26 protein-coding genes are annotated in these 25,066 nt (G+C 62.8%); 10 read left to right on the top strand and 16 right to left on the bottom strand.

The annotated features are described in order from the left end of the window. Nucleotides 1-32: 32 nt before the first annotated feature. The 5 genes from ASE52_RS11540 to ASE52_RS25085 are packed head-to-tail and all read right to left on the bottom strand — an operon-like array spanning nucleotide 33 to nucleotide 3,881. Nucleotides 33-2,321, bottom strand: a complete 2,289-nt coding sequence (locus tag ASE52_RS11540; RefSeq protein ID WP_010459516.1) for a methyl-accepting chemotaxis protein — start codon at nucleotides 2,319-2,321, stop codon at nucleotides 33-35. A gap of 21 nt (nucleotides 2,322-2,342) precedes the next feature. Next, a complete protein-coding gene (locus ASE52_RS11535; protein ID WP_029413284.1) occupies nucleotides 2,343-2,870 on the bottom strand; it encodes a chemotaxis protein CheW in 528 nt (175 codons plus the stop codon). Nucleotides 2,871-2,885: 15 nt separating this feature from the next. After that, nucleotides 2,886-3,251: a response regulator gene (locus ASE52_RS11530; protein ID WP_010459520.1), complete on the bottom strand. Its 366-nt coding sequence runs from the start codon at nucleotides 3,249-3,251 to the stop codon at nucleotides 2,886-2,888. Continuing rightward, nucleotides 3,251-3,649: a response regulator gene (locus ASE52_RS11525; protein WP_005796099.1), complete on the bottom strand. Its 399-nt coding sequence runs from the start codon at nucleotides 3,647-3,649 to the stop codon at nucleotides 3,251-3,253. The genes ASE52_RS11530 and ASE52_RS11525 overlap by 1 nt, the downstream gene beginning before the upstream one ends. 58 nt (nucleotides 3,650-3,707) lie before the next feature. Further along, nucleotides 3,708-3,881 carry a rubredoxin gene (locus tag ASE52_RS25085; RefSeq protein WP_008903269.1) on the bottom strand — a complete coding sequence of 58 codons (174 nt, stop codon included), beginning with the start codon at nucleotides 3,879-3,881 and terminating at the stop codon, nucleotides 3,708-3,710. Between the two features lie 94 nt (nucleotides 3,882-3,975). Here ASE52_RS25085 and ASE52_RS11520 point away from each other — a divergent pair, with 94 nt between their 5' ends. Together ASE52_RS11520 and hemL are read left to right on the top strand one after the other, a co-directional pair. After that, a complete protein-coding gene (locus ASE52_RS11520; protein WP_057226235.1) occupies nucleotides 3,976-4,935 on the top strand; it encodes a bifunctional hydroxymethylpyrimidine kinase/phosphomethylpyrimidine kinase in 960 nt (319 codons plus the stop codon). Continuing rightward, nucleotides 4,919-6,229, top strand: a complete 1,311-nt coding sequence (gene hemL, locus ASE52_RS11515; protein ID WP_057226233.1) for a glutamate-1-semialdehyde 2,1-aminomutase — start codon at nucleotides 4,919-4,921, stop codon at nucleotides 6,227-6,229. Before ASE52_RS11520 ends, hemL begins: the two co-directional genes overlap by 17 nt. A gap of 76 nt (nucleotides 6,230-6,305) precedes the next feature. Here hemL and ASE52_RS11510 read toward each other — a convergent pair whose 3' ends face one another. Then, nucleotides 6,306-7,085 (bottom strand): IclR family transcriptional regulator C-terminal domain-containing protein, encoded by a 780-nt coding sequence (locus ASE52_RS11510; RefSeq protein ID WP_057226231.1) that lies wholly within the window; start codon nucleotides 7,083-7,085, stop codon nucleotides 6,306-6,308. Nucleotides 7,086-7,326: 241 nt separating this feature from the next. On the opposite strand from ASE52_RS11510, the gene pobA reads away from it, so the two are divergent. Next, the gene (pobA, locus tag ASE52_RS11505; RefSeq protein ID WP_057226229.1) at nucleotides 7,327-8,535 is read left to right on the top strand and encodes a 4-hydroxybenzoate 3-monooxygenase; all 1,209 of its coding nucleotides are present in this window, start codon (nucleotides 7,327-7,329) and stop codon (nucleotides 8,533-8,535) included. Nucleotides 8,536-8,606: 71 nt separating this feature from the next. Here pobA and ASE52_RS25080 read toward each other — a convergent pair whose 3' ends face one another. The 5 genes from ASE52_RS25080 to ASE52_RS11485 form a co-directional block, all read right to left on the bottom strand. After that, nucleotides 8,607-8,918, bottom strand: a complete 312-nt coding sequence (locus tag ASE52_RS25080) for a DUF5076 domain-containing protein (protein WP_010459542.1) — start codon at nucleotides 8,916-8,918, stop codon at nucleotides 8,607-8,609. Nucleotides 8,919-8,962: 44 nt separating this feature from the next. Further along, a complete protein-coding gene (purH, locus tag ASE52_RS11500; protein ID WP_010459544.1) occupies nucleotides 8,963-10,564 on the bottom strand; it encodes a bifunctional phosphoribosylaminoimidazolecarboxamide formyltransferase/IMP cyclohydrolase in 1,602 nt (533 codons plus the stop codon). A gap of 95 nt (nucleotides 10,565-10,659) precedes the next feature. Beyond that, nucleotides 10,660-10,893, bottom strand: coding sequence for a Fis family transcriptional regulator (locus ASE52_RS11495; RefSeq protein WP_010459546.1), 234 nt, complete (start codon nucleotides 10,891-10,893; stop codon nucleotides 10,660-10,662). Continuing rightward, the gene (dusB, locus tag ASE52_RS11490) at nucleotides 10,890-11,936 is read right to left on the bottom strand and encodes a tRNA dihydrouridine synthase DusB (protein WP_029413295.1); all 1,047 of its coding nucleotides are present in this window, start codon (nucleotides 11,934-11,936) and stop codon (nucleotides 10,890-10,892) included. The genes ASE52_RS11495 and dusB overlap by 4 nt, the downstream gene beginning before the upstream one ends. A 163-nt stretch (nucleotides 11,937-12,099) precedes the next feature. Further along, entirely contained in the window at nucleotides 12,100-12,669 is a 570-nt protein-coding gene (locus ASE52_RS11485) for a D-Ala-D-Ala dipeptidase (protein WP_057226226.1), read from the bottom strand. Nucleotides 12,670-12,822: 153 nt separating this feature from the next. On the opposite strand from ASE52_RS11485, the gene ASE52_RS11480 reads away from it, so the two are divergent. Then, nucleotides 12,823-13,305, top strand: coding sequence for a YqaA family protein (locus tag ASE52_RS11480; RefSeq protein WP_029413298.1), 483 nt, complete (start codon nucleotides 12,823-12,825; stop codon nucleotides 13,303-13,305). A 36-nt stretch (nucleotides 13,306-13,341) separates the two neighbouring features. On the opposite strand, the gene ASE52_RS11475 is transcribed toward ASE52_RS11480, so the two are convergent. Next, nucleotides 13,342-14,202, bottom strand: a complete 861-nt coding sequence (locus ASE52_RS11475; RefSeq protein ID WP_158004155.1) for a sulfotransferase — start codon at nucleotides 14,200-14,202, stop codon at nucleotides 13,342-13,344. A gap of 60 nt (nucleotides 14,203-14,262) precedes the next feature. On the opposite strand from ASE52_RS11475, the gene ASE52_RS25075 reads away from it, so the two are divergent. From ASE52_RS25075 to ASE52_RS11455, 4 genes are read left to right on the top strand one after another with little or no spacing between them, the layout of a single operon-like run. After that, nucleotides 14,263-15,621, top strand: a complete 1,359-nt coding sequence (locus ASE52_RS25075; protein ID WP_082606843.1) for a glycosyltransferase — start codon at nucleotides 14,263-14,265, stop codon at nucleotides 15,619-15,621. A gap of 12 nt (nucleotides 15,622-15,633) precedes the next feature. Beyond that, on the top strand, nucleotides 15,634-16,404 hold the full coding sequence (locus ASE52_RS11465) for a hypothetical protein (RefSeq protein WP_029413300.1): 771 nt from the start codon (nucleotides 15,634-15,636) through the stop codon (nucleotides 16,402-16,404). A gap of 10 nt (nucleotides 16,405-16,414) precedes the next feature. After that, nucleotides 16,415-17,257, top strand: a complete 843-nt coding sequence (locus ASE52_RS11460) for a Gfo/Idh/MocA family oxidoreductase (protein ID WP_010459561.1) — start codon at nucleotides 16,415-16,417, stop codon at nucleotides 17,255-17,257. Then, on the top strand, nucleotides 17,254-18,363 hold the full coding sequence (locus ASE52_RS11455) for a DegT/DnrJ/EryC1/StrS family aminotransferase (protein WP_010459563.1): 1,110 nt from the start codon (nucleotides 17,254-17,256) through the stop codon (nucleotides 18,361-18,363). Before ASE52_RS11460 ends, ASE52_RS11455 begins: the two co-directional genes overlap by 4 nt. A gap of 134 nt (nucleotides 18,364-18,497) precedes the next feature. Here the strand turns inward: ASE52_RS11455 and ASE52_RS11450 are convergent, their stop codons facing one another. The 4 genes from ASE52_RS11450 to ASE52_RS11435 all read right to left on the bottom strand — a co-directional run bounded on the left by ASE52_RS11450 (nucleotide 18,498) and on the right by ASE52_RS11435 (nucleotide 23,010). After that, the gene (locus ASE52_RS11450) at nucleotides 18,498-19,730 is read right to left on the bottom strand and encodes a GGDEF domain-containing protein (protein ID WP_010459565.1); all 1,233 of its coding nucleotides are present in this window, start codon (nucleotides 19,728-19,730) and stop codon (nucleotides 18,498-18,500) included. Between the two features lie 228 nt (nucleotides 19,731-19,958). Further along, nucleotides 19,959-20,837 (bottom strand): EamA family transporter RarD, encoded by an 879-nt coding sequence (gene rarD, locus ASE52_RS11445; RefSeq protein ID WP_010459567.1) that lies wholly within the window; start codon nucleotides 20,835-20,837, stop codon nucleotides 19,959-19,961. A 125-nt stretch (nucleotides 20,838-20,962) separates the two neighbouring features. Further along, nucleotides 20,963-22,057 carry a redox-regulated ATPase YchF gene (ychF, locus tag ASE52_RS11440; protein ID WP_010459569.1) on the bottom strand — a complete coding sequence of 365 codons (1,095 nt, stop codon included), beginning with the start codon at nucleotides 22,055-22,057 and terminating at the stop codon, nucleotides 20,963-20,965. Between the two features lie 83 nt (nucleotides 22,058-22,140). Further along, nucleotides 22,141-23,010, bottom strand: coding sequence for an MOSC N-terminal beta barrel domain-containing protein (locus tag ASE52_RS11435; RefSeq protein ID WP_010459570.1), 870 nt, complete (start codon nucleotides 23,008-23,010; stop codon nucleotides 22,141-22,143). A gap of 90 nt (nucleotides 23,011-23,100) precedes the next feature. Here ASE52_RS11435 and ASE52_RS11430 point away from each other — a divergent pair, with 90 nt between their 5' ends. Next, nucleotides 23,101-24,234 carry an FAD-dependent monooxygenase gene (locus ASE52_RS11430; RefSeq protein WP_010459572.1) on the top strand — a complete coding sequence of 378 codons (1,134 nt, stop codon included), beginning with the start codon at nucleotides 23,101-23,103 and terminating at the stop codon, nucleotides 24,232-24,234. Nucleotides 24,235-24,287: 53 nt separating this feature from the next. Next, entirely contained in the window at nucleotides 24,288-25,016 is a 729-nt protein-coding gene (locus tag ASE52_RS11425; RefSeq protein ID WP_010459574.1) for a DsbC family protein, read from the top strand. Nucleotides 25,017-25,066: the final 50 nt, after the last annotated feature.

Raw genomic sequence — 25,066 nt, 5'->3', positions numbered from 1 at the left:
CTGCTATGAGCCAGCTGGTTGATGACTAAGCGTCAGGCGATCTTGAACCGTGCCACCGATTGGCGCAGTTCCTCAGCCATGTGCGAGAGCTCGCGCACCTGCTGCGCTGTGGTGCGGGTGCCCTCACCCGTCTGCTCGGTCACCGCAAAAATGTGCTGGATGTTGTCGGCCACTTCGTTGGCCAGAACAGCTTCCCGCGATGTTGACGACGAAATCTGCTCAATCAGTTCGGCAAGGCGACGTGACACACGGTCAATCTCGGTCAGTGCAGTACCTGCGCTGTCGGACAGACGAGCCCCTTCCACCACACCCTGCGTGGAGCGTTCCATAGCGGCCACGGCATCCTGGGTATCGGTCTGAATCGCCTTCACCAGCGCAGAGATCTGGCGCGTTGCATCTGCGGAACGTTCAGCCAGTCGCTGCACTTCTTCGGCCACCACTGAGAAGCCTCGGCCGGCCTCACCGGCGGACGCGGCCTGAATGGCGGCATTCAGGGCCAGCACGTTCGTCTGTTCGGTAATGTCGGAAATCAGCTCGGTGATTTCACCGATCTCCTGCGACGATTCGCCCAGGCGCTTGATCCGCTTGGAGGTGTCCTGGATCTGGTCGCGGATGGAATTCATACCGCCGATGGCGTTCTGCACGGCCTGGAGACCCGAGTCAGCAGCTTGCAGCGACTGGCGGGCCACTGTGGCCGACTCTTGGGCCTGTGTAGACACTTCATTGATTCGGGTCGCCATGTCCAGAACGGAGCGGCCGGTTTCGCGAATTTCGCGCAGTTGCTCGGTCGAAGCGGCCAGCAGTTCCGTGGATGTGTTGTCCACCTGGGCGGTCGTCTGGGCCACGCGGGTGGCCGTGTTCTGCACGCTGCCCACCAGTTGGCGCAACTCTTCCACCGTGTAGTTCACCGAGTCGGCAATGGCGCCCGTGATGTCTTCCGTCACGGTGGCTTCCTGGGTCAAGTCACCTTCAGCGACCGATTGCAGTTCGTTCATCAAACGCAAAATGGCGGCCTGGTTGGCGTCATTGACACGCTTGGCTTCCTGCTCCTGGCGCTTGGCGTCTTTTTGCTGCATTTCAGCTGCAGCCTGGCGTCCCCGGCTGTCCAGCAGTTGGACGCGGGAAATTCCCACACCGCAAAAGATCACAAACAAACCGGCGAGCGCGAGAGCTGCCAGCTGACCACCACCCACACCCGTCTGGGCCGACAGCTTGGTTTGCAGGCCTTCGAGCTGGCGACGCAGCGGCTCACTGTCGGCAATGATGGCGGATTGTGCTTCCCGGGCAGACACCAGGCCTTGCAGATTGCCCAGAATGGCACTGGCTTGGGTGCGGGTCTGCTCATAGAGCTTCACTAGGGCTTCCAGCTGTTCGCGGGTCTGGGCGTCCTTCGTCGCAGCCAAGCGCAGTTCAGGGCTTCCATCCAGCAGGCCCTGGGCGATTTCCTTGAACGAGTTCAAGTCCTTGCCCAGCAGGAACACGGCCTCAGGGCTCACGCCCTCCATGGTCTGGAATTCATTGGCGGATTTGCCGATACGCTGGGTCAACATCACGAGCTGACCGGCGGCGGAAATCTCAGCAGCAGGAGCGTTCTGCTGCAGCTTTAGGGACGACACGGTTTCTGCGATTTCGAGCAGATCCGAGGACTGGCGATTGATGGTGCGCAGAGCATCGCCCACCTGCGTCAGGATCTTCTGCTGGCCCATCACGACGCTGGCATTGCGTTCTGCACGCTCCATGAGCGGATTCACAGCATCCAGGTCAGGCTTGTAGGGCTCACCCAGGGATTCGACGCCCAGCTCTCCATCGCCCGCGTTGAGGGCGCGCACATTGCGCGCCAACACGCCGGAGCTTTCCACCACGTCCGGGAAGGCCTGGGGGCTGCCCACCAGCGCCTGCGACACCGACTTGGCCAGCCGCTGCGACTGCATCAGGGATTGACCGGTCGCCGCAAGTTGCTGCGCAGAGCGGTCGGCTTGGCGCAACACCCAGGCTGCGATCAACGCCAGGACGATCACACCAATAGCCAAAAGCCCGAGCAGTCGCCGCTGGTGGGCCGCAGCCGTGGAACGGCCAAGCAGCGGCAAAGCAATGAGATCCTCCTCCGCATCGGGGGCCGTCAATTCCGGCACATAACCATCTGGATCGCCTTGAACGCTGTTCATCGCTTCAGCCTGGTAGGTGTCGCGCAGCTGCCCGCCGTCCAGCGAGCCCGCAGCAAGGAGATCCTGCCCGTCATCGGCGGTGCCGGCAGTCGCGCCGGTATCCGGCGTGGCAGGTTTCCGGTTGAACAGTTTTCCAAATTGATTGACGACGGACATGGTGCAGCCTTACAGAAAAACTCAAGCACTGATGCTCAGGAAAGCGGGATGTTGGGACAGGATCTGCAAGTTCAGCTCCTGCCAGCGTGTGCCGCTGGAATCGATATAGGTGGTGCCAAAGAACGCGGGCGAATCTTCGGCGGGTGGCTCGGACGACACAAATGCGTCGGTTCCACGCAGTCCCGCAAGGCGATCCACCAACAGCGCGGCGTTCACCTCCAGGGCAGCGTTGAAGGCCAGCAGGCTGGTTTCCGACAGTGCTTGCTCTGTGCGGGGCGCTGCAGAACCCAAAAGGCCGGCCAAATCCACCACACCAACCAAGCCACCGCGCAGGTTGGCAACCCCCAGAAACCAGTTCTGGGTATAGGGCACCGCCTGAATCGAGACCCAGGGGAAGATTTCCCCCGACTGTCCCAGTGGCAGCAAGTAGAAACTCCCAGCGGACTCGACAGCCAGCCAGGATGAAACAGAGGCCCCTTCGGTTCTTGCTGCCTGAAGGCGGCTGGCAAGTCGGGTCTGGAGCTCTCGCAGGGCTTCGCGGTTGGCCATGAACGCGCCGCTGCCTTAGTTCAGAGCGTCGATTTTGGCCTGCAGTTCAGCGGGATCCACGGGCTTGGTGATATAGCCCCGTGCACCCTGCCGCATCCCCCAGACGCGATCCGTTTCCTGGTTCTTGCTCGTGCACATGATGATGGGCACATCGGCATACAGCGGGTCGCGGGTGATGGCGCGTGTAAGCTGGAAGCCATTCTGCCCGGGCATCACGACGTCCATGAGGATCAGGTCGGGCTTTTCCTCCGCCAGACGGCGGAAAGCCTCGTCGGCATTTTCTGCGGTGCGGACCTGCATGCCTTTTTTCTGAAGCAGGTCCGTCAAAAACATCAACTCGGTCTTCGAGTCGTCGACGACCAATACTTTCTGGATGGGCATTACATCGCTCCTTGTTGGGAATTGCCAAACTGCTGCACTGCCTGCAACAGCTGGTCTTTGGTAAACGGTTTGGTGAGATATTCCTGGCAGCCGACCATGCGCCCGCGCGCTTTGTCGAATACGCCATCCTTGGAGGACAGCATCACCACCGGAGTATCTGCAAAACGGGCATTGCGCTTGATGATGGCGCAGGTCTGGTACCCGTCGAGCTTGGGCATGAGGATGTCGCAGAAAATCAGCTGAGGCTGGTAATCATTGACTTTGGCCAAAGCATCAAAGCCGTCGTCGGCCAACAAGACTTCGTGCCCCCCCTGCTTGAGAAAAATCTCGGCGCTTCGACGGATGGTGTTGCTGTCATCCACCACGAGCACTTTGAAAGATGCGCCTGTTGTAGTCAATTGTTACTGCTCCTGATGGAGAAAAAAACAACGCAGCAGCACATGATGCTGGTGCGCCTCAAATCTGAACCATCTCGAAGTCTTCCTTGCGGGCCCCACACTCGGGGCAGGTCCAGTTCATCGGAACCTGATCCCAGGGTGTATTGGGTGCAATGCCGTGCTCAGGTGAACCCTCTGCTTCGTCATAAATCCAACCGCAAATCAAACACATCCAAGTTTTAGAGTCGATCACAGCTTAAAGGGCCTTCACATAGAATGCAACGATTGTATCTAGTCATCTCCGTGGGCTGCGGCTTCGGTGCCACCCCTCAAGCAGGATCTGGTCCATGACCACCAAAGCATCCCCTCCCCCCCCCGAAAGCATAGACATTGAAGATGACGGTTCTGAGGACGCAAGCCCTGCGTGTGTCCTCGTCTTCAATGCCAGCGACCCCAGCGGTGCCGGTGGGCTGACAGCCGACATCACCACCATTGCCTCCGTGGGCGGGCATCCGATTGCCGTGGTCACAGGCGCCTATGCCCGCGACACCGCAGAGATTTTTGACCACTTCAGCTTTGACGACGAGGCTGTGGCCGAGCAGGCCCGGGCCGTGCTGGAGGACCTGCCAGTACAGGCCATCAAGGTCGGTTTCGTGGGCAGCCCAGAGAACATCAGCACCATTGCCGAGATCACGACCGACTACGACGAAGTCCCCGTGATCGCCTACATGCCCAACCTGTCCTGGTGGCGCGACGAGCTGATCGACGAGTACCTGGATGCCTTCCGCGAATTGTTGTTACCGCAGACCTCGGTGTTGGTTGGAAACCACAGCACCTTGTGGCGTTGGCTGCTGCCCGACTGGACCAGCGACCGCAGTCCCACTGCCCGCGACATTGCCCGGGCCGCCTCCGAGATGGGCGTGCCTTACACCCTGGTCACCGGCATTCCGCTGCCCGAGCAGTTTGTCGAGAACGTGCTCGCGTCCCCCCAGACCGTGCTGGGCAGTGGCAAGTTCGAACTGTTCGACGCCACCTTCTCCGGCGCGGGCGACACCTTGTCCGCCGCCCTCACGGCCCTGGTGGCCAGCGGCAACGACCTGGGCGAAGCCACCAGTGAAGCCCTGGGCTACCTCGACCGCTGCCTGGACGCCGGCTTTCGCCCCGGAATGGGGCACATCGTGCCCGATCGCATGTTCTGGGCCCAGCCCGACGATGACGAGGCCGACGGCGACGAAGAAGAACCCCTGATTGACGAAGCGCAAGCCCTCGAAGGCTTTGTGATGCCCCCCCATGACACCAAGCACTGATCTCAACATCCCCCTGTTCGAACGCGCCAAGGCGCTCATCCCCGGCGGCGTGAACTCGCCCGTGCGGGCCTTCAAGGCCGTCGGCGGCACGCCCCGTTTCGTGAAACGTGCCAAGGGCGCCTACTTCTGGGACGCCAATGACCAGCGTTTCATCGACTACATCGGCTCCTGGGGCCCGATGATCCTGGGCCACGGCCACCCCGCCGTGCTCGAAGCTGTGCAGAGCGCCGCGCTTGAAGGCTTCAGCTTTGGTGCGCCGACCGAGCGCGAGGTGGAGCTGGCCGAGGAAATCCTGAGCCTCGTCCCCTCGATGGAGATGATCCGCCTGGTCAGCTCGGGCACCGAAGCTGGCATGAGCGCAATCCGCCTGGCGCGCGGTGCCACGGGCCGCAGCAAGTTCATTAAGTTTGAGGGCTGCTACCACGGCCATGCCGATTCGCTGCTGGTCAAGGCCGGCTCGGGCCTGGCCACGTTTGGCAATGCCACCAGCGCGGGCGTACCACCCGAAGTGGTGCAGCACACTCTGGTGCTGGAATACAACAACGTCGCCCAGCTCGAAGAAGCCTTCGCCCTGCATGGCAAGGAACTGGCCTGCGTGATGATCGAGCCCATCGCGGGCAACATGAACCTGGTGCGCGCCAGCGTGCCGTTCATGAAGCGCTGCCGCGAGCTGTGCACCGAACACGGCGCGCTGCTGGTGCTCGACGAAGTGATGACCGGCTTTCGCGTGGCCCTGGGCAGCGCGCAGAGCGTGTACGCCAAGAGCATCCCCGGCTTCAAGCCCGACATCACGGTACTCGGCAAGGTGATCGGTGGCGGTATGCCGCTGGCCGCCTTTGGGGGCCCGCGCGCCATCATGGAACACCTGGCCCCGCTGGGTGCCGTGTACCAGGCGGGCACGCTGTCGGGCAACCCGGTGGCCACGGCCTGCGGGCTGGCCACGCTGCGCGAGATCAAGAAACCTGGCTTCTTCGACGCCCTCTCGGCCACCACACGCTCGCTGGTCGATGGGCTGGCCGCTGCGGCGGCGGCCGAGGGCGTGCCCTTCAGCACCGACAGCGAAGGCGGCATGTTCGGCTTCTTCCTGATGCCCGAGCTGCCCCAGAACTACGCCCAGGTGCTCAAGACCGACAGCGCGCGTTTCAACCAGTTGTTCCACGGCCTGCTGGACCGCGGTATCTACATTGCGCCGGCGCTGTACGAGGCGGGTTTCGTGAGCTCGGCCCATACGGCCGACGACATTGCCGCCACCGTGGCAGCCGCCCGCGAAGTGTTCAAAGAACTATCAAAATAATAGCTACTGGCGCTTTACCATCAAGCGCCAGAGGCCATTTTTACTGATATTCCTGCTTACCTACCCGCTTTAGCTTTCACAACAGCCCCCGCAACTCGCGGGCGGCCTCCTGCAGCAGTGGCAGCATGTCGCGCTGCAGGCTGCTCTCATCCACCTGCTTGGGCGACGCCACCACATTGAGCGCCGCCACCGTGTCGCCCTGCAGGTTGCGCAGGGGCACGGCCAGCGCGTGCACGCCCAGCTCGTGCTCTTCCACCGCCAGACAGTAGTCGTCACGCCGCACCTTGGCAATCACTTGCCGCAGCGGGCCGACCTGGGTGATGGTGTGGGGTGTGAGGCGGTGCAACGAACAGGCCTTGAACCACGCCGTCAGCCCCGCCGGCGGCAACGCCGCCAGCAGAACCCGCCCCGTGGACGTGGGGTGTGCTGGCAGCCGCGCCCCCAGGTGCAGTCCATAGGCCAGCACACGCGACGGCGCACCATACACCCCGCTGCGCGCCACGATCACGACCTCGCTGCCATCCAGCACCACCGCCGAAAACGACTGCTGCGTCTGCGCCGCCAGCCGGTTGAGCGTGGGCTGCAGCACACGCGGCAGCCGCGCCGAGGCCAGGTAGCTGCCCGAAAACCGCAGCACCTTGGGCGCCAGCCAGAAGTAGCTGCCGTCCGTCTCCAGATACCCCAGGTGGGCCAGGGTCAGCAGGTGCCGCCGCGCCGCCGCGCGCGTGAGGCCGGTGCGCTGGGCTGCCAGCGTGGCATTCAGGCGCTGGCGTTCGGTGTCAAAACTCTCCAGCACCGCCATGCCCTTGGCCATGCCTTCGATGAAGTCTGCTTTGGCGATGGGAACGGTGGTCATTCGGGTTCCAGAGTGGGTGGGTCAGTCGGCCGATGGGTGGCCTGAGACACGATGCGGCTCAACGGGCGAACCATCGGTTGGCGTGCCGAGGTCCCTTGGCGCGGAAGATTGCGCGATGATCGCACATTGCATCTATCTATCGCCCGCTAGCGCCGTGGCCGGACCCCAGATTGACCTGGATCAACCTACGCTTGACCCTGTTCATCTACCGCTCTCCAACGCCTTTGTGAGGTTGTCCACCATGCGTACCCAAGTTGCCATCATCGGCGCAGGCCCCGCCGGCCTGCTGCTCGGCCAGTTGCTCTACACGTCCGGCATCGACGCCGTCATCATCGAACAGCGCAGCCCCGACTACGTGCTGGGCCGCATCCGCGCAGGCGTGCTGGAGCAAGTCAGCATGGACCTGCTGGACCAGGCTGGCGTCGGCGCCCGCGCCCATGCCGAGGGCCTGCCGCACGACGGCATCGAGCTGCTGTTCAAGGGCGCACGGCACCGCATCGACCTGCACGCGCTGACCGGCGGCAGCCGCGTGACGGTGTACGGCCAAACCGAAGTGACGCGCGACCTGATGGACGCCCGCGCCGCCGAAGGCCTCGCCACCGTGTACGACGCCCAGAACGTGAGCGTGCACGACTTCGACGGCCAGCAGCCGCGCGTGACGTATGAGAAGGACGGCCAGACCCACGAGGTGCTGTGCGACTTCATCGCAGGCTGCGACGGCTACCACGGCGTGTGCCGTGCCAGCGTGCCCGAGGGCGCGCTGCGCACCTACGAGCGCGTCTACCCCTTCGGCTGGCTGGGCGTGCTGGCCGACGTGAAGCCCGTGTCGCACGAGCTGATCTACGCCAACACCGAGCGCGGCTTTGCGCTGTGCAGCATGCGCAGCAACACGCGCAGCCGCTACTACCTGCAGGTGCCTTCGACCGACAAGGTGGAGCAGTGGAGCATCGAGCAGTTCTGGGCCGAGCTGGGCAACCGCCTGGACCCCGAGGCGCGCGCGCACCTGGTCACCGGCCCGGCGCTGGAGATGAGCATCGCCCCGCTGCGCAGCTTCGTGGCCGAGCCCATGCGCTTTGGCCGCCTGTTTTTGGCGGGCGACGCCGCCCACATCGTGCCACCCACCGGCGCCAAAGGTCTGAACCTGGCGGCGAGTGACGTGGGGTACCTGTGGAATGCGTTGTCGGATTACTACCGCGACCAATCCAGCGCGGGCATCGACACGTATTCCGACCGCTGCCTGCGCCGCGTCTGGCGCGCCGAGCGCTTCTCGTGGTGGTTCACCTCGCTGATGCACCGCTTTCCGGACACGGGCGAGTTCGGGCAGAAGATGCAGGAGGCGGAGCTGGATTACCTGGTCAACTCCCGCGCGGCCTCCACGTCGCTGGCCGAGAACTATGTTGGCCTGCCGCTGGACTTTGCGGTGCAGACACGGTTCGAAACGGCAGCGTAACGATATTGATCGCAGCCAGCGCTTGCTTGGCAAGCGCTGTCAGGTCAAAACACTTAAATTTTGAGCATGGGTCAATGGTCTTTTGGTATCTCGCCTTCGACACTGACATTCGGCTCTCTCGTTCTGCGAAGAAAGTCCTCAAGGATGAGGACACGGCATTCAGCGACGGTTTGCTCATCGCGTTGGGCATATAGACGTGCGGCGTGCTCGTACAGATCGGCCAACAGCTCCCCGAAATCTTCCGCCCCACCTTGCAAGCCACTGTTGATCATCACGTGCAATTGGCCACCACCAGCCCACAGTCGCATGATTTCAAAGGCGCCTGGGTCGTTCAGAGCTTCCTGTGGAATTGGTAGTTCAGGCGAGTCGTCTTCCAGCGTCATCGCTTCTCCTGCGTAAGTCTCACAGTTGGGCTGCTCGCTGAGGGTCAGTGGCGGAAATGGCGAACGCCGCTGAACACCATCGCCACACCGCGCTCGTTGGCAGCGTCGATGACTTCGTTGTCGCGCATGGAACCACCGGGCTGGATCACGCAGGTGGCGCCTGCATCGACCACCACATCGAGGCCGTCGCGGAAGGGGAAGAAGGCGTCGCTGGCCACCACGGTGCCCTGCAGCGACAGGTTGGCGTGCCCGGCCTTGATGCTGGCGATGCGGGCCGAGTCCAGGCGGCTCATCTGGCCGGCGCCCACACCCATGGTCATGCCGCCCTTGCAGAACACGATGGCGTTGCTCTTGACGTACTTGGCCACCTTCCAGGCGAACAGCAGATCTTCCATCTGTTCCAGCGTGGGCTGCTTCTGGGTCACAACCTTGAGGTCGATGAGCGAGAGCTCGTGGTTGTCGGCCGTCTGCAGTAGCAGGCCCGAGCCGATGCGCTTGGCGTCCATGGCATTGCGGCCGCGCGCCCAGTCGGTCTTGCCACCGTGTGCGGGCAGTGCGATCTTGAGCAGGCGCACATTGGCCTTGGCCTTGAACACTTCCAGCGCTTCGGCCGTGAAGTCGGGGGCCATCAGCACTTCGACAAACTGCTTGGAGATCTGCTGCGCGGCGTTGCCGTCCACCGTGCGGTTGAAGGCGATGATGCCGCCGAAGGCGCTGGTCGGATCGGTCTGGAAGGCCTTGCTGTAGCTGTCCAGCGCATCCAGGCCCACGGCCACGCCGCAGGGGTTGGCGTGCTTGACGATCACGCAGGCCGGGGCCTCAAAGCTCTTCACACATTCCCAGGCAGCGTCGGCATCGGCGATGTTGTTGTAGCTCAGCTCCTTGCCCTGCAGCTGCACGCCCGTGACGAGCGCGCCGGGCGCGGGATGCAGGTCGCGGTACAGCGCGGCCTGCTGGTGGCTGTTTTCACCGTAGCGCAGGTCCTGCACCTTGGTGAAGATGCCGTTGCTCTGGCCGGAGAACTGGGCGCGTGTGGGCACATAGGTTTCCGACAGCTTTTCTTCTTCAAACGTGACGGACGAGAGGTAGTCGCTGATGGCGCCGTCGTACTGGGCGATGCGGTTGAACGCGGCCACCGACAGCGCGAAGCGCAGCTTGTTGGAGAGCTTGCCGCCCGCTTTCAGCTCGGCCAACACGGCGTCGTACTGGTCGGCCGAGGTGATCACGCCCACGTCGTTCCAGTTCTTGGCGGCGCTGCGCACCATGGCGGGGCCGCCGATGTCGATGTTCTCGATGGCGTCGGCCAGCGTGCAACCGGCCTTGGCCACGGTGGCTTCAAAGGGGTAGAGGTTGACCACCAGCAGGTCGATGGTGTCGATGCCGTGTTCCTTCAAAGCCGCCATGTGTTCGGGCAGCTCGCGGCGCGCCAGCAGGCCGCCGTGCACCTTGGGGTGCAGCGTCTTCACGCGGCCGTCCAGCATTTCAGGAAACTGCGTGACCTCGGCCACTTCGGTCACGGGCAGGCCCTTGTCGGCGAGCAGCTTGGCGGTGCCGCCGGTGGACAGCAGCTTGATGCCCAGTGCATGCAGGGCTTGCGCGAATTCGACGATGCCGGTCTTGTCGGAGACGGAGAGGAGTGCGTTCATGGTGTGGGTGGGGAGGGTTTGAATAAAAACAGGCTCCAGCGCTTATCCATCAAGCGCTAGCAGCTATAAAGTGAATAGCAAATGACACAATGGCGTCAGAGCAGCTTGTGCTCGACGAGCTTTTTGCGCAGCGTGTTGCGGTTCAGGCCCAGCCATTCGGCCGCGCGGGACTGGTTGTTGTCGGCGTGCGTCATCACCACTTCCAGCAGTGGCTTTTCGACCACACGCACCAGCATCTCGTACATGCCATCGGGTGTCTCACCGCCCAGGTCGCGAAAGTAGCCCTGCAGGCTCTCGCGCACGCATTCTTCTATGTGTTTCTTGCTCATGCAGCCAATCCCTCTTGTTCTTCTGGTTCTGCATCCACGCCCGTGGCGGCGGGTAGCCGGTCCATCTGTTGCGCGAGGGCATCCAGGTGGTCGGCCACGGCCTGCCACTGCGTGGTGCAGTCTTCGATCGTGTTGATGTGTTGCCTGAAGGCCTCGCCGCCCGGCAGCGCGCGCAGGTACCACGCAATGTGCTTGCGTGCACTGCGCACCCCGGTCAGCTCGCCGTACAGGCTGTAGTGGTCCTGCAGGTGGTCCAGCAGCAGGCGCCGCACCTCGGCCACCAGCGGTGGCGCCAGGTGTTCGCCCGTGGCCAGAAAGTGGCCGATCTCGCGGAAGATCCACGGGCGGCCCTGGGCGGCGCGGCCAATCATGATCGCGTCAGCGCCGGTGGCAGCCAGCACATCACGCGCCTTCTCGGGCGAGGTGATGTCGCCATTGGCCACCACAGGCACCTTCACCGCCGCCTTGACGGCCGCGATGGTGTCGTACTCCGCATGGCCCTTGTAGCCCTGCTCGCGCGTGCGGCCGTGCACGGTGAGCATCTGGATACCCACGGCCTCGAACTGCCGCGCGAGTTGCACCGCGTTCTTGTGCTCCTGGCACCAGCCGGTGCGCATCTTCAGCGTGACGGGCACGTTGAAGGGCGCGCAGGCCTGCACCACGGCCTCGGCAATTTCCACCGCCAGGGCCTCGTTCTGCATCAGCGCGGAGCCCGCCCACTTGTTACACACCTTCTTGGCCGGGCAACCCATGTTGATATCGATGATCTGCGCGCCACGCTCCACGTTGTAGACCGCGGCCTCGGCCATCATCGGCGCATCGGTGCCGGCGATCTGCACGGCAATGGGCCCCGGTTCCCCTTCATGGTTGGCCCGGCGCGAGGTCTTGAGGCTGTTCCACAAGTCCTTGCGCGAGGTCACCATCTCGCTCACCGCATACCCAGCCCCCAGCGCCTTGCACAACTGGCGAAACGGCCGGTCGGTGACGCCCGCCATCGGGGCGACGAACAACCGGTTCGCCAAAGGAATGTGGCCGATGTGCATGGACGGGGGGTGAGATAGAGGCAGCAGCAGATGCTGAAAAAGGAGGCAGGATTGTACCTGCTGAAAATTTCAGCAAATGAAATGTTTTGCCCCCTGAAAAATTGAACGGGAGCGCCTCCGTGGGACCCACGCGTCCATCAAGCGCTGTCCCGGCTGGGCAAGCTCATCGTGCAGCGAGGTCGGCGTCTGCGGTGCGCACAGGTGCAGTGCCGCGCTGCGCAAAGCGCCACCAGGCATCCGGGGTGTTTTCGAACTGATGGCGGGCCATCATCGCGCGCAGCCAATCACGGTTGTGCCGCACATCGGGCGAAAAGCCCTGCGCAGCCGCTGCCGCGCCTGCCAGCTCCACACCTGCGGGCGTGCCCATGTCCACGTCATGCCCATCTGCCAGCGGCCCACGCACCACCTTGCTGGCCTTCATTCCGTCCACCACACGCACCTTCACCACCCAGCCACCGCCAGCCGCCGGGCAGGTGGCTTGCAGCACCATGCCGTGCGCCTGCAGCTCCTGGCCAGCACGCTGCAAGGCCGCGCGCGCCGACGGTGTTTCGGTGCAGGTGGTGATGGCGGCGGTCGGCACCTCGGCTGCGGGCAGTTCGGGCACCGCAGCCCGTGGGCTGTGTGCACATGCGGCCAGCAGCAGTGCCAAGACCAACGGTGCCCAGCGCGGACCTACCGGCAGGCCCGTCTGGGCCGGACTGCCAGTAACGACATGGGGTTGAAAACTGTGCATGGGGCCTCCTCCGTGTGGATTTTTTGAGGGACGGTGTGGGTATCACGATACGAAAGACGCCATCTACAGGCCATGCGCAGATGGCGCGGACCGGCGTAGGACGGCGCCCCCTGGCAAGAAAGCACGGGCTGCACCGCCCTACACTTGCCGCTTATGGAAATCTGGATGCACCAGCTGCTGGAATGGCTTGCGCTGCCGCAGTTCGGCCTGAGCACGGTTTTTGTGGTGGCGTTCATTTCTGCCACGCTGCTGCCGCTGGGCTCGGAGCCTGCAGTGTTCGGCCTGATCAAGATCAACCCCGAACTCTTCTGGCCCGCCATCCTGGTGGCTACGGCCGGCAACACGCTGGGCGGTGGTGTGAGCTGGTGGATGGGCCTGGGCGCCCACAAGGCGGTGGACAAGGCCCGTGGCAACGCCACCGACGTGCGCGCCCTCCACTGGCTCCAGCGTTTTGGTGCGCGCGCTTGCCTGATGAGCTGGCTGCCCGTGGTGGGCGACCCGCTGTGCGCTGTGGCGGGGTGGTTGAAGCTACCGTTCTGGCCCTGCCTGGCGTACATGGCAGTGGGCAAGTTTTTCCGTTATTTGGTGATGACCAGCGTGCTGCTGTACTTCATGCCCGGGCACATCGTGCCGTGACAGTGCCGGCGATGTGTGCAGGCGCAGGCCGCCGCATCAGGCGATGTAGCCCAGCTCCCTGAGCAAGTCATGCGCAACCGCGTCAAATTCGAGGATCTCATCCGCTGACAAGATGCTGCGCCAGGCATCCAGCAATTGCGGGTCTGGTGCCTGCAGGGTTCTGGCCTGCTGCGCTCGCCGCCGCTCTTCGGACACGATGACCGCACCATCTGCGGTGACACGACCTTTGTGCTCCTGGAGCCGTTCTCCGCTTCGGGTGTGGTAATCCAGCATGGCGGTATCAAAATCGAGCCGGATGAAATCGCACACCCTTCGCAGTTCTGCTTCGGTATTGGCAATGAGGTTCTCGTAGCGGAGTTCCAGGTAGTTCTGGCACTGCGCGCCGTTGCTTCTTGTGGTGGTGACGTTGTCCCGCCAGTGCCGCGCCTGGACAGCCATGGATCTCCCGGGTGAAAACCACTGATCCCGCAGCGAGGCAGCGCATGCCCGCCCATCGCGAACGATGTGGATGAAATGCGCTTCCGGCAGCAGTTGCTGCAGATAGGGCATGTGCAGGCCATACAGCGGCGTCTTGTCGCCCCACCGCGTCTTGTGGAACCTGGCGGCATACATCCGATAGAACACCCGGAAACCGTCGGGGAGACTGAAGGGATCGACGCATTCCAGAGCCTGTGAAAAAGCAGCCCGGTCGATGCCAAAGTCCGCCCATCCAGGCGCGTGGGGAGGAAAACCCGTGACGGCGTTGCAAAACCAGGTGCGCGGATCGGGTGTGCCAAAACCGTCCAGGGGCATGGCGAGAAACCCTGTCTCTGGCGGAATGGCGAGCGCGGGGTGTGCATCCAGCATCAGCCGCAAAAGGGTGGTCCCCGATCGGGGTGAGCCGACGATAATCGGCATGGGGGGAAGGGCTGGCAAGGGTGCTTGCACCGCTCGGCCTTTGCAAAGCCGCTGCCAGTAATGCTGGAGGCCCATCGCGTATCATTTCCTTTACTGGCAAGCGCCCGCTACAGCTTCGCCTTCAGACATCCCAGAGTTCAAAGGTCCCCTGTGCAAATCCTTATTGCAGTGTGCGGCATGCAATATCGCAGCGGTGCAGAGCTTTTTGTTCGCGATCTTGCACTCGCCCTCCACCAGCGTGGCCATTCCATCGTGGTGTATGCCCCCATCATGGGTGATCTGGCGGACGAACTGCGCTCGCGCTGTATTGCTTGTATTGCCGAGTTGTCTTGTATGTCCGAACCGCCGGACATCATTATCGGAAATATGCGCGACGATACGGTGGCCTGCATGGCGCATTTTTTGTCCACCCCGGCGATATCCATTTGCCACGACCGCACAGCTTTGCACGGAAAACCGCCGCGCTTGACCCGCATTCGGCAACATGTGGCGGTAGATGAGAATTGTGCGGAACGCCTGTATCTCGAAAATGGCATTCCGCGATCGTCTTTAGAAATCATTTCCAATGGCGTCGACCTGGAAAGATTTCGCCCTCGCCCACCGTTGCCCGCCAAACCGCTGCGCGCGGCGATATTCAGCAATTACTCCACAGAGAGCGAAGAAACCGCAGCCATCCGATCAGCCTGCGCGGCGCTTGGCATATCGCTGGAGGTGATTGGAAAAGGCGTCGGGCGGCAGGAGGCTTCTCCAGAAAAAGTCCTGGCGCAGTTTGACCTGGTGTTTGCAAAGGCCCGCTGTGCCATGGAGGCGATGGCGGTGGGCTGTGCTGTCATCCTGCTCAACGAAGGCACGGGCCTGGCAGGCATGGTCACGCCAGGCAACGTCAAGGAATGGCATCGCTGGAACTTTGGACGCCGGCTGATGCAACAGCGCATTCACCGCGATACCATCGAGCAGGAGATACAACGCTACTGTGCGCCAGATGCGCAGGCCGTGAGCGCCTACGTACGCGAGCATGTCTCACTGGCCGCCACTGCGGACGCCGTGGAGCGCCTGGCACAACGCATCGTCCATGCCGAAGCCACCCGCCGCCCGGTCAGCCCTCAGGAAGAACTCCGCGAGTTCGCCCAGCATGTTGCAGACAATCTCATGCCGTTTGGCGTTGCACAGGTGGCGGTGCAAACCGGCATCCTGCTCGAACGGGTCGAATCGCAGAAGGCACGGCACAGCCCGACCTCGCCCATCGCCGACCCGCCAGCGCCCGCCCCCCATCCCCACTCCGATCCACAGGCGCTGGAACTGGCTGCCACGAAGGCCCTTGCGGCCGATCTGGAGGGGCAAATTGGCGCATTGCGCGCCAGCTGGTCCTGGCGATTGACCGCGCCCTTGCGCTGGTTCGGGGCGCACCGAAGCACTTAAACCCCAACGACCATGAAGCCTCTTCTTTTGGTAGCCCACCCGGGCCACGAACTGCGCATTTTTGAGTGGGTGCGCCGAGTGAAGCCCCATGTGGTGATCCTGACGAACGGTGACGGCTCCATCGGGCAGGCACGCCTGAGCGACACCCAGGATCTGCTGGCCGACATCGGCGTTCGCGTGCGCCGCGACTGGCTGGAGCCGGTGTCAGACGCTGCGGTGTACCAAGCCTTGCTCGGCACCGCACCATCCCCATTTGCCGGTTGGCTGACCCAGCTCACCCAGGCCGCCCTGCAAGAGGGCATCGATGTGCTGGTGTCCGACCAGGCAGAGGGCTACAACCCAACGCACGACCTGTGCCGGGTACTGGCAAATTGTCTGGTGCAGCAGATGGGGCAGGCCGGACGGCAGGTCCGCAACCTGGAGATTCCACTGGTCGGCCACCCCTGTGACCCCGCCCATGAGGAACAGGCCGAGGTCAAGATCACCCTGTCAGCGCCAGAGTTGGCCCAGAAACTCGCCAAGATGCAGGACTACGCCCGGCGTTGCAGTCCAGTGCTCGAGCAAGAGCTCCAGACCATGCTGGATAGCTATGGGCAGCAAGCGTTCGCCACAGAGTGCCTGTACACAGCGCGCCGCACCCCCTATGAGGACGGCAAGGTCCCCGACGCGATGCCCAGTTTCGAGCGCATTGGCGAAGAGCGACTTCTGGCAGGTATTTACAAGCACGTCATCCAGGCCCAGCACCTGAGGCAATTGGTGCAGTCCTTCGCACCCCAGCGCTGAAGTGGACCCCATGGCGAACCGCACCCGCATCGCAGTGATTGGCTATGGCCGCTTTGGGCGCGTGCATGCCCTGCGTGCCCAGGCACACCCTGCGTTCGAAGTGCTGTGTGTGGTCGACCCCCAACGCGGTGCCCGAAATGCGGCGCAAGCCGACGGCTTCAACGCCATCGCGTCCCTGAATGACCTCCCCCGTGGCGTGGAGGCGGCCTCGGTGGTGACCCCCGCAGATACCCACGCCGAGATTGCGATCGCGTTGATGCACCGGGGGATCGATGTGCTGGTAGAGAAACCCATGGCGAGCTCAGAGGCGGAGATCGACACCATGCTCGATGCGGCCCAGGCGACCCATCGCCGGCTCTTCACGGGACATATCGAGCGCTTCAATCAGGCGCTGATGTCCGCTCCGTGGGACACAACGCCGGGGAGCATCGTGTTTTCACGGCAGTCGCGCCTTCCAGGGTGCAGCCATTCGGTGGTGTTGGACCTGATGGTCCACGACCTGGATCTGGCCGCCCACCTGCTGCGCTGCCACACACCGGACTCGTTTCACATCCTTTCCGTCCAGGAGCACGGCGACGGCGTCTCCGCACAGGTGGCGATGGGGTCGACCGTCGTGAATTTCCACGCACTCCATGGCGCGGACTCTTCCAGTGCGACCATCCGCTGGCACAAAGCCACGGCCGTCTGCGAACTGCCCCTGTCGCACCGCGCAGAGCCGACCCAACCGGACGCACTCACACGCCAATACACGGCCTTTCACAGCATGCTCAAAGGACAGCCTTCGCATTTGGCCAGTGCGATGGAGGGCGCAACCGCTGCCCGCCGCGCCCTCGCGATCGCGGCAAGGCTATGACGGTGCCCTTTTTTCGCAGCCCCTGGCAGGTGCCTGCGAATGCCACTGGCCTCGGTGCTGCGTTTGCAGAAATTCTGGAAAGTGGCCAGTACATCCTGGGGCAGCATGTGCGCAGCTTTGAACAAGCCCTCTCCGCCAGACTGGAAACCCCAGTGGTTGCATTGAATTCGGGAACCGATGCCCTGGTGCTCGCGCTCCGGTTGCTCAACCTGGAACCTGGTGATGAAGTCGTTCTCCCCTCCTACACATTCTTTGCCTGCTTTGAAGCAGTGGTCCGCACAGGGGCCGTGCCGGTGCTGTGCGACTCCCAGGCCCACGACTTCGTCTGTGGCGAACCGGAAGTGATTGCCTGCATCACACCTCGCACCCGCGCAGTGATGGCGGTTCCGTTGTTTGGCGATGCCAGTGCGATTCCAGCCATCGCACAGAGTTGCCGCGCGATGGGGGTGCCGCTGATAGAGGATGCCGCACAGGCGCTGGGTGCCCAGGTGCATGTTGAAGGTCAGGGGTTGCTGCAGGCCGGCACCCTGGGCGACCTTGGAACGCTCAGTTTCTACCCCACAAAAACCCTGGGCGCGCCGGGCGACGCCGGTGCGCTGACCAGCCGCCATGCGCATTTCGTTGACCGTGCGATGTCGCTGCGCAATCACGGGCTGCACGCAGGATGCCATTCCGAGGTTGGCTACAACAGCCGCATGGATGAATTTCAGGCTGCGGCGCTGGCGCAAGGCCTGAGCCAGCTAGACACCTGGCTGAGCCAACGGAAAAGCATCGCGGGGCGTTACCTGGCGGGCATGGGCAGGCTTCCCGGCATTGCACTGCCTCACCATCACGATGGACACGCCTGGAACTACTTTGTCCTGCGGTGCGCACAGCGCGACAGGCTGCGCGCAATGCTGGCACAAGAAGGTGTGCAAACCCGGATCTACTACAGCGATCCGATCCACAGGCAACCGGCGTATCTGAAGTGCTTTCCCGAGGTGCACCTCCCCCATGCCGAGGCCCACGCGCAGCAGGCGCTTGCACTTCCCATCTTTCCAGGCATGACTGATGGGGAGGTTGGCCGCGTCATCGAGGCGGTCGTGCTCGCGGCGGGTCGACCTTGACGAATGCATCCCCAGGGAACGCACGGTTTAGATGACCACTATTGCGAAAGCATCGACTGATCCGCGCGGAAACCCGGCTGCGCAAGCATGGGTCAATTCGCTTTGAGATGTACCCGCAGGAGTAGCCCTGCACCTCATAGAAAAGAGTGGGCGCTGGATGCGGGCAGCAACGAATGCCCCCTGGCAACCGGCTCTTCGACCACCACCTGGTTGCGCCCGCCTTCCTTGGCCATGTACATGGCGGTATCGGCGCGTGAGAAGAACTCCAGCACCGACTCGCCCAAAATATACTGCGTGACGCCAATGGAAACCGTCACCCGGCCCTTGAGCAAACCGCTCCAGGCATGGGTTTCTACCTGGGCACGAATGCGCTCGCAGGTATTGAGCGCAGGCAGCAACGACGTGCCAGGGAAGATGAGCAGAAACTCTTCACCCCCATAGCGGCCAAACACATCGCCTCCGCGAACGCCCTGCTGTGCAATGCGGGCAAAGGTGCGCAACACCTCGTCGCCCCCCAAATGTCCCAGCTCGTCGTTGATGCGCTTGAAATGGTCAATATCCAGCACGGCCAGGCACAGCGGGATGCCACTTTCGTCAGCCAACTGCTTTTGTTCTTCCAGCGCGGCCAACACATAGCGCCGGTTGAAGCATCCCACCAGCGGGTCGCGCTGGGCGTCTTCCTGGATATTCTTGATCTTGCGGCTGGCGTGGTACAGGCTGCGGTACAGGCGCTGTACCCGGCCCATGAGCGCAATGAAGGCAGGCAAAGAAACCGCCAACGCCAGCCAATGCAACGCCTCCAGGCGCAGCAGCGCTTCGTTTTGCTGCTCCAGGTAGTGCAGCCCCATCACCACGGCATACAGGCACAACATACAAGCAGACAGGGCGAGCAGGGTGGATCGCGGAACGGTGAAAATGCCATAAGCCACAGCCACAAAAGTGAACGGCGCCAGCAGGATCTGCGTGACAGGGGCCAGATAAAACAGCCCGAGCATGCACATCAGCGCTGTGGCCACCATGGCCAACTTCAGGTGGCGATGGCGAACCTTCTGGTAGAGGCCCGAGCGAAAAATACCCCAAAAGGCCGTACAAACCACAGCGACCAGCACACCGAACACGGCGAGCACCAGCAGGTCCACCACGCCCAGTGTGCAAAACGCCGCCACCGCCAGCCCGTACAGGCCCATCAGCCCCAACGCCATCAGCCATTTCTCACCCGCGCTGCGTCCGTTTCGCGGCCCCACGCCATCCAGCGCGCGACGTGCAGGGCGCACCGAGGCCGAAGACGAGTCATCGAACTCCATGACAGCGTCGGACAGGGGGAAGGCGTCCGTCGTCGAAAACGGATTCTTGCGACCAAAAAACATGTGGAGGCAGGCCTGGGCCCAGGTTCGTTCGGGTGACAGCTCACCGAAATGCGCTAGCTGCAGGAACCGACACCCGGCAGGCAGGCCCGCGCATCTTACGCAGAACTGACACGGTCGCGCTCCGTGTTTTCCAGTAGCTCAGGCCGTGCAGACAAGCCCGCACAAAGGTGATTTTCACCGTGGGTCAAGCTTCCCGATCTTCACTCGCGCGCCTGGAGACCGACGCCGTCAGGCCGCGATAACCTGGCGACGCGTCCACCAGCCCTCCAGGGTGTAGACCAGTAGCGCAGCCCAGATCAAGACAAAACCTACCAAGCGCGTAGGCTGGAACGGTTCATGGAAAAGCCACACGCCCAGCGCGAACTGCAGGCTGGGCGAGATGTACTGCAGAATGCCCAAGGTGGACATCGGAATAAGGCGGGCGCCCGCCGCAAACAGCAGCAACGGAACCGCTGTCATAGGGCCTGCGAGAAACAGCCATCCGATGGTGGTGGGAGGGCCCTGCACCAGCGCACCTTCTCCCTGCCACACCCACCAGCCCAGCACGATGGCGGCCACCGGCGCAAGCACCAGGGTTTCGAGCGCCAGACCTTCCAGAGCACCCAGCACGGCGACCTTGCGCAACAAGCCATAGAAGCCAAAACTCAGGGCCAGCACCAGTGCAATCCAGGGCAAGCGCCCAGCCTGCACGGCTAACCACAGGACCCCGGCAGCGGCCACTGCCACTGCAAGCCACTGGCCTGGGCGAGGCCGCTCGTGCAGGAAGACAAAGCCCAGCGCAACATTCACCAACGGAAGAATGAAATAGCCCAGGCTGGCGTCCACCACATGCTCGTTCTGCACCGCCCACACATAGGTAAGCCAGTTACCCGACAACAGCATCGCTGACAAGGCAAATGCCGCCAGCACTTTGGGCTGGCGCAGCACAGTCCCCATCCAGGACCATTGCCTGCGCACCATCAACACGCAAAAAACAAACACCAGCGACCACAGCGTGCGGTGCATCACCACCTCCAGCGAGGGCACATCTGCCACCTGTTTGAAATACAGGGGAAAGAGGCCCCAGGCGGTGTAGGCCAGGGCGGCGTAGAGGATTCCAGTGTTCATAGAAAACGGCAATGCGTGCTGGCGATGGCCACCACCTCATCAATGGTCGTAAAAAAACCCTGCACGCCAGGGGCCTTGCAGGGATGCGGGGCCATCGGGCCTGTGGCCCGATGCAGCTTTCAGCGTTAGACGTTGAACAGGAAGTTCAGCACGTCGCCGTCCTTGACCACGTATTCCTTGCCTTCAGCACGCATCTTGCCTGCATCCTTGGCACCCTGCTCACCCTTGAGCGCGATGAAGTCCTCAAAGGCGATGGTCTGTGCGCGGATGAAGCCACGCTCGAAGTCGCCGTGGATCACCCCGGCCGCCTGGGGCGCCGTATCGCCGATGTGGATGGTCCAGGCACGCACTTCCTTCACGCCTGCCGTGAAGTAGGTCTGCAGACCGAGGAGCTTGAAGGCGCCGCGGATCAGGCGGGCCAGGCCGGGCTCGGTCTGGCCCATTTCGGCGAGAAACATGTCGCGGTCTTCGTCGCTCATTTCCGCCATCTCGGCTTCCATCTTGGCGCAGATGGCCACCACAGGGGCGTTCTGGCTGGCGGCGTATTCCTTGAGGCGGTCAAGGAATGGGTTGTTCTCAAAGCCGTCTTCGCTCACGTTGCCCACAAACATGGCAGGCTTGGCCGTGATCAGGCACAGGGACTTGAGCAGAGGCTGCTCTTCTTTGGTGATCTCGACCGAGCGCGCAGGCTTGCCTTCGTTGAGTGCGGCCTGGATGCGCGTGAGCAGCGCCACCAGCTTGGCTGCGTCCTTGTCGTTGCCCGACTTGGCAGCCTTGGTGTAGCGGTTGAGCGCCTTTTCCACAGTGCCCATGTCGGCCAGGCACAGTTCCGTCTGGATGACTTCGATGTCAGAGATCGGGTCCACACGGCCGGCCACGTGGATCACGTTGTCGTCTTCAAAACAACGCACCACGTTCACGATGGCATCGGTTTCACGGATATGGGCCAAGAACTGGTTGCCCAGGCCTTCGCCCTGGCTGGCACCTGCCACCAGGCCGGCGATGTCCACGAACTCGACGATGGCCGGAACAATGCGTTCGGGCGAAATGATCTCGGCGAGTTGCTGCAGACGGGGGTCTGGCACTTCCACCACGCCCACATTGGGCTCAATGGTGCAGAAGGGGTAGTTTTCGGCGGCGATGCCGGCCTTGGTCAGCGCGTTGAAAAGGGTGGACTTGCCGACGTTGGGCAGGCCCACGATGCCGCATTGGAGGCTCATGGCAGGGCTTTCTGGAATTCGGAGACAAACCGCCGATTTTACGGGCCTGCCAGCAATCGCATTTCTACTGCCTGTTCACACCCTCAATCAAAGCGCAGATTGGCCGCCACCCGCTGCCCCACACGCAGCACTTGGCCCGCCCCCCGGCCCACTATGGCGTTCATTCCGAACGTGATGGCGCCATCGAGACGCTTGTCCTGCCGGTAGGTCCGCAGCATGTCACCCACCACAGGGGTACTTTGGGCCGTAGTGGGGTCAATGTCGGGAATAGGGCAACGCGAGCACGGCTTCACGGGCTGCAGGTGGATTTCACCCTCGGCAGCGTCCACCCGCACCAGGTCCACCCGGTCTTCGTCGTGTGCATCCACCCCGGCCAGCACCACATTCGGGCGAAACCGCTCGATGCCCACGGCGGCATGGCCTGCAGCCTGAAGGCGCACATTCAGCTCGTCCATGGACGCTTCGCTGGCCACCAGCATAGGGAAGCCATCGGCGAACTGATTCGGAGCCTCGACACCGTCCGTCCACTCCATGCTGGACAAGCGCCGGTATTCGGGGTCAAAACGGACAAGACGACAGGGCTGACCCAGGAAATCAGTGAACCACTGTGCCGCCACGGCGCCCATGTCCCAGGCGGGCACCGTGTCTCGCCATACGGTCACCGTGGCGGGCCCCTCAACGGCATCGATGGCCACATGCAAGGCCAGCATACCGGGGGCGCGCAGCACCATCTCGTCGCTCTTGAGCTGCGGCCGGATCAAGGCCATGCGCGGCAGCGCGCGCTGGGTCAGGAACATGCCCTCAGCATCCACCACCATCCATGCACGGTCCAGATCCAGCCCTGTTTCAGTGAGCTGCGCCTCCTGCACCTCGATGCCCGCGCACGACTTGACGGGATAAACGAAGAGGCGCGCGATGGTGCCGGACAGGTCGGAATCAGGGTAGAAACTCACGCGGAAGTGCTCCTCAAAAAAAGACCAGGGGAATGGGAGCCCGATTTTGCACCGTACCCGGTGGCACAAGCCCCCTCCTACAATGCCGCCATGGCCCAAACCTTTGATATCTGTATTCGCGGCACCGGCATTGTGGGCAAGACTCTGGCGCTGCTACTGGCCCGCGAACGGCTGAAAGTGGCCTTGTTACCCGCCCCCGGCACCGGAGTCTCCGCAGCGGCCGATGTGCGGGCCTACGCGCTGAACACGGTCTCGCGCCACCTGCTCGAATCGCTTCGTAGCTGGCCCGATGCGGAGCACGCTACGGCGGTCAGGTCTATGCGGGTAAAGGGCGACCAGGATGGCGCCGTGCATTTTGATGCAGCCGCCCAGGGGGTTGAGGCCCTGGCCTGGATCGTGGACGTGCCCGCCCTGGAGGCACGCCTTGCCGAAGCCGTGCGCTACCAGCCACAGGTGGAAATGGTCGATTCTCCAGTGCCGGCGGCACTGACAGTGGTTTGCGAGGGCCGTGCCAGCCGTACGCGCGAAGAGTTTGGTGTGGATTTTCGGGTGACGCCGTATGGGCAGCACGCCATCGCCACCCGATTGCAATGCGAACGGGGCCATGAACAGGTGGCGCGACAATGGTTCTTGCCCGACGGCATCCTGGCTTTTTTGCCTTTGGGGGGTCCGCTGGGGAACTCCGTGGCGGTTGTATGGTCCGTCTTGCAGGAGCAGGTAGCGCCGCTGATGACATTGTCCCCCGAAGAATTCGCACAGAAGCTCCAGGTGGTCAGCCAGGAAACCTTGGGTACGCTGGCGCTGAGTGCGGACCGCGCAACCTGGCCCTTGCAGCTTGCAACGGCAGACCGTTGGTGTGGCACCGTGCCCACCAATGACAAGAGCCCGCGAAGCTGGGTGTTGGCTGGTGACGCAGCGCACAACGTGCATCCGCTCGCAGGCCAGGGGCTGAACCTGGGCTTGGCGGATGCCCAGACCCTCGCAGACATTCTGCACGGGCGCGACTATTGGCGCAGCGTGGCTGATCTGCGGCTGCTGCGGAGTTATGAGCGCAAGCGCAAGGCAGCCCTGTTGCCAATGGGATTGGCGACAGACGGCCTGCAGCAGCTTTTCTCTCGTCAGGAGGGGCCACTGCAAGCGCTGCGCAATTGGGGAATGAAGGGCTTTGAACTGAGCGGCCCCTTGAAGAACTTCGTGGCCCGCCAGGCCATGGGAAACTATTGACCAAACCGGTAGCAGCCATCGGCAGACCGCCAGATCGTTTGAACGAGAACACCATGAAACTGATTCCCACCTTGCTCGCAGCCGCTGCGCTGGCCTCAAGTCTCGCTGCTACCGCGCAGGAAGCGGACATCCGCAAGGCACTCGCCGAACGCATTCCCCAAATGGACAAAATCGACGAAGTGCGCTCCACGCCCATGAAGGGCCTCTACGAGGTACGCATCGGGACGGACCTGTTCTACACCGACGCCAAGGGCAACTACGTGATCCAGGGCGAATTGATCGATACGAAGGTGCGCAGGAATCTGACGGAAGACCGCATTGCCAAGCTCACGGCCGTCGAGTTTTCTGCCTTGCCAATCAAAGACGCCTTCACCATCGTGCGGGGAGACGGGAAACGCAAGGTGGCGGTGTTTGAAGACCCCAATTGCGGCTACTGCAAACGTTTTGAGCGCGACCTTCAGAACGTGGATAACGTCACGGTATATCTGTTCTTATACCCCATCCTCAGCCCAGACTCCGCCGAAAAGTCGCGCAATATCTGGTGCGCCAAGGACCAGGTGACGGCCTGGCAGGATCTCATGGTGCGGGACAAACCCGCACCCGCAGCAAGCTGCGATACCAGCGCTCTGCAGCGCAACCTGGCGTTTGGCCGCAAGCACAAGATCACAGGGACACCTACACTGATTTTTGCCAACGGTGCCCGCGTGCCAGGCGCCATCGGTGCCAAAGAGGTGGAAAAACGCTTGGCCGAAGCCAGCAGCGAAACGCCCTCAGCAAACTGACACGCGTTTCGCATTCGCGCAGCCCCTTGCCCTCATGGATTGCGCCACCC

This window comes from Acidovorax sp. Root275 (assembly GCF_001428965.1).
GTDB classification, from domain to species: Bacteria; Pseudomonadota; Gammaproteobacteria; order Burkholderiales; family Burkholderiaceae_C; genus Acidovorax; species Acidovorax radicis.
Note: the sequence above shows the minus strand (reverse complement) of the source record. Positions and strands in the feature narration are given on the sequence as shown.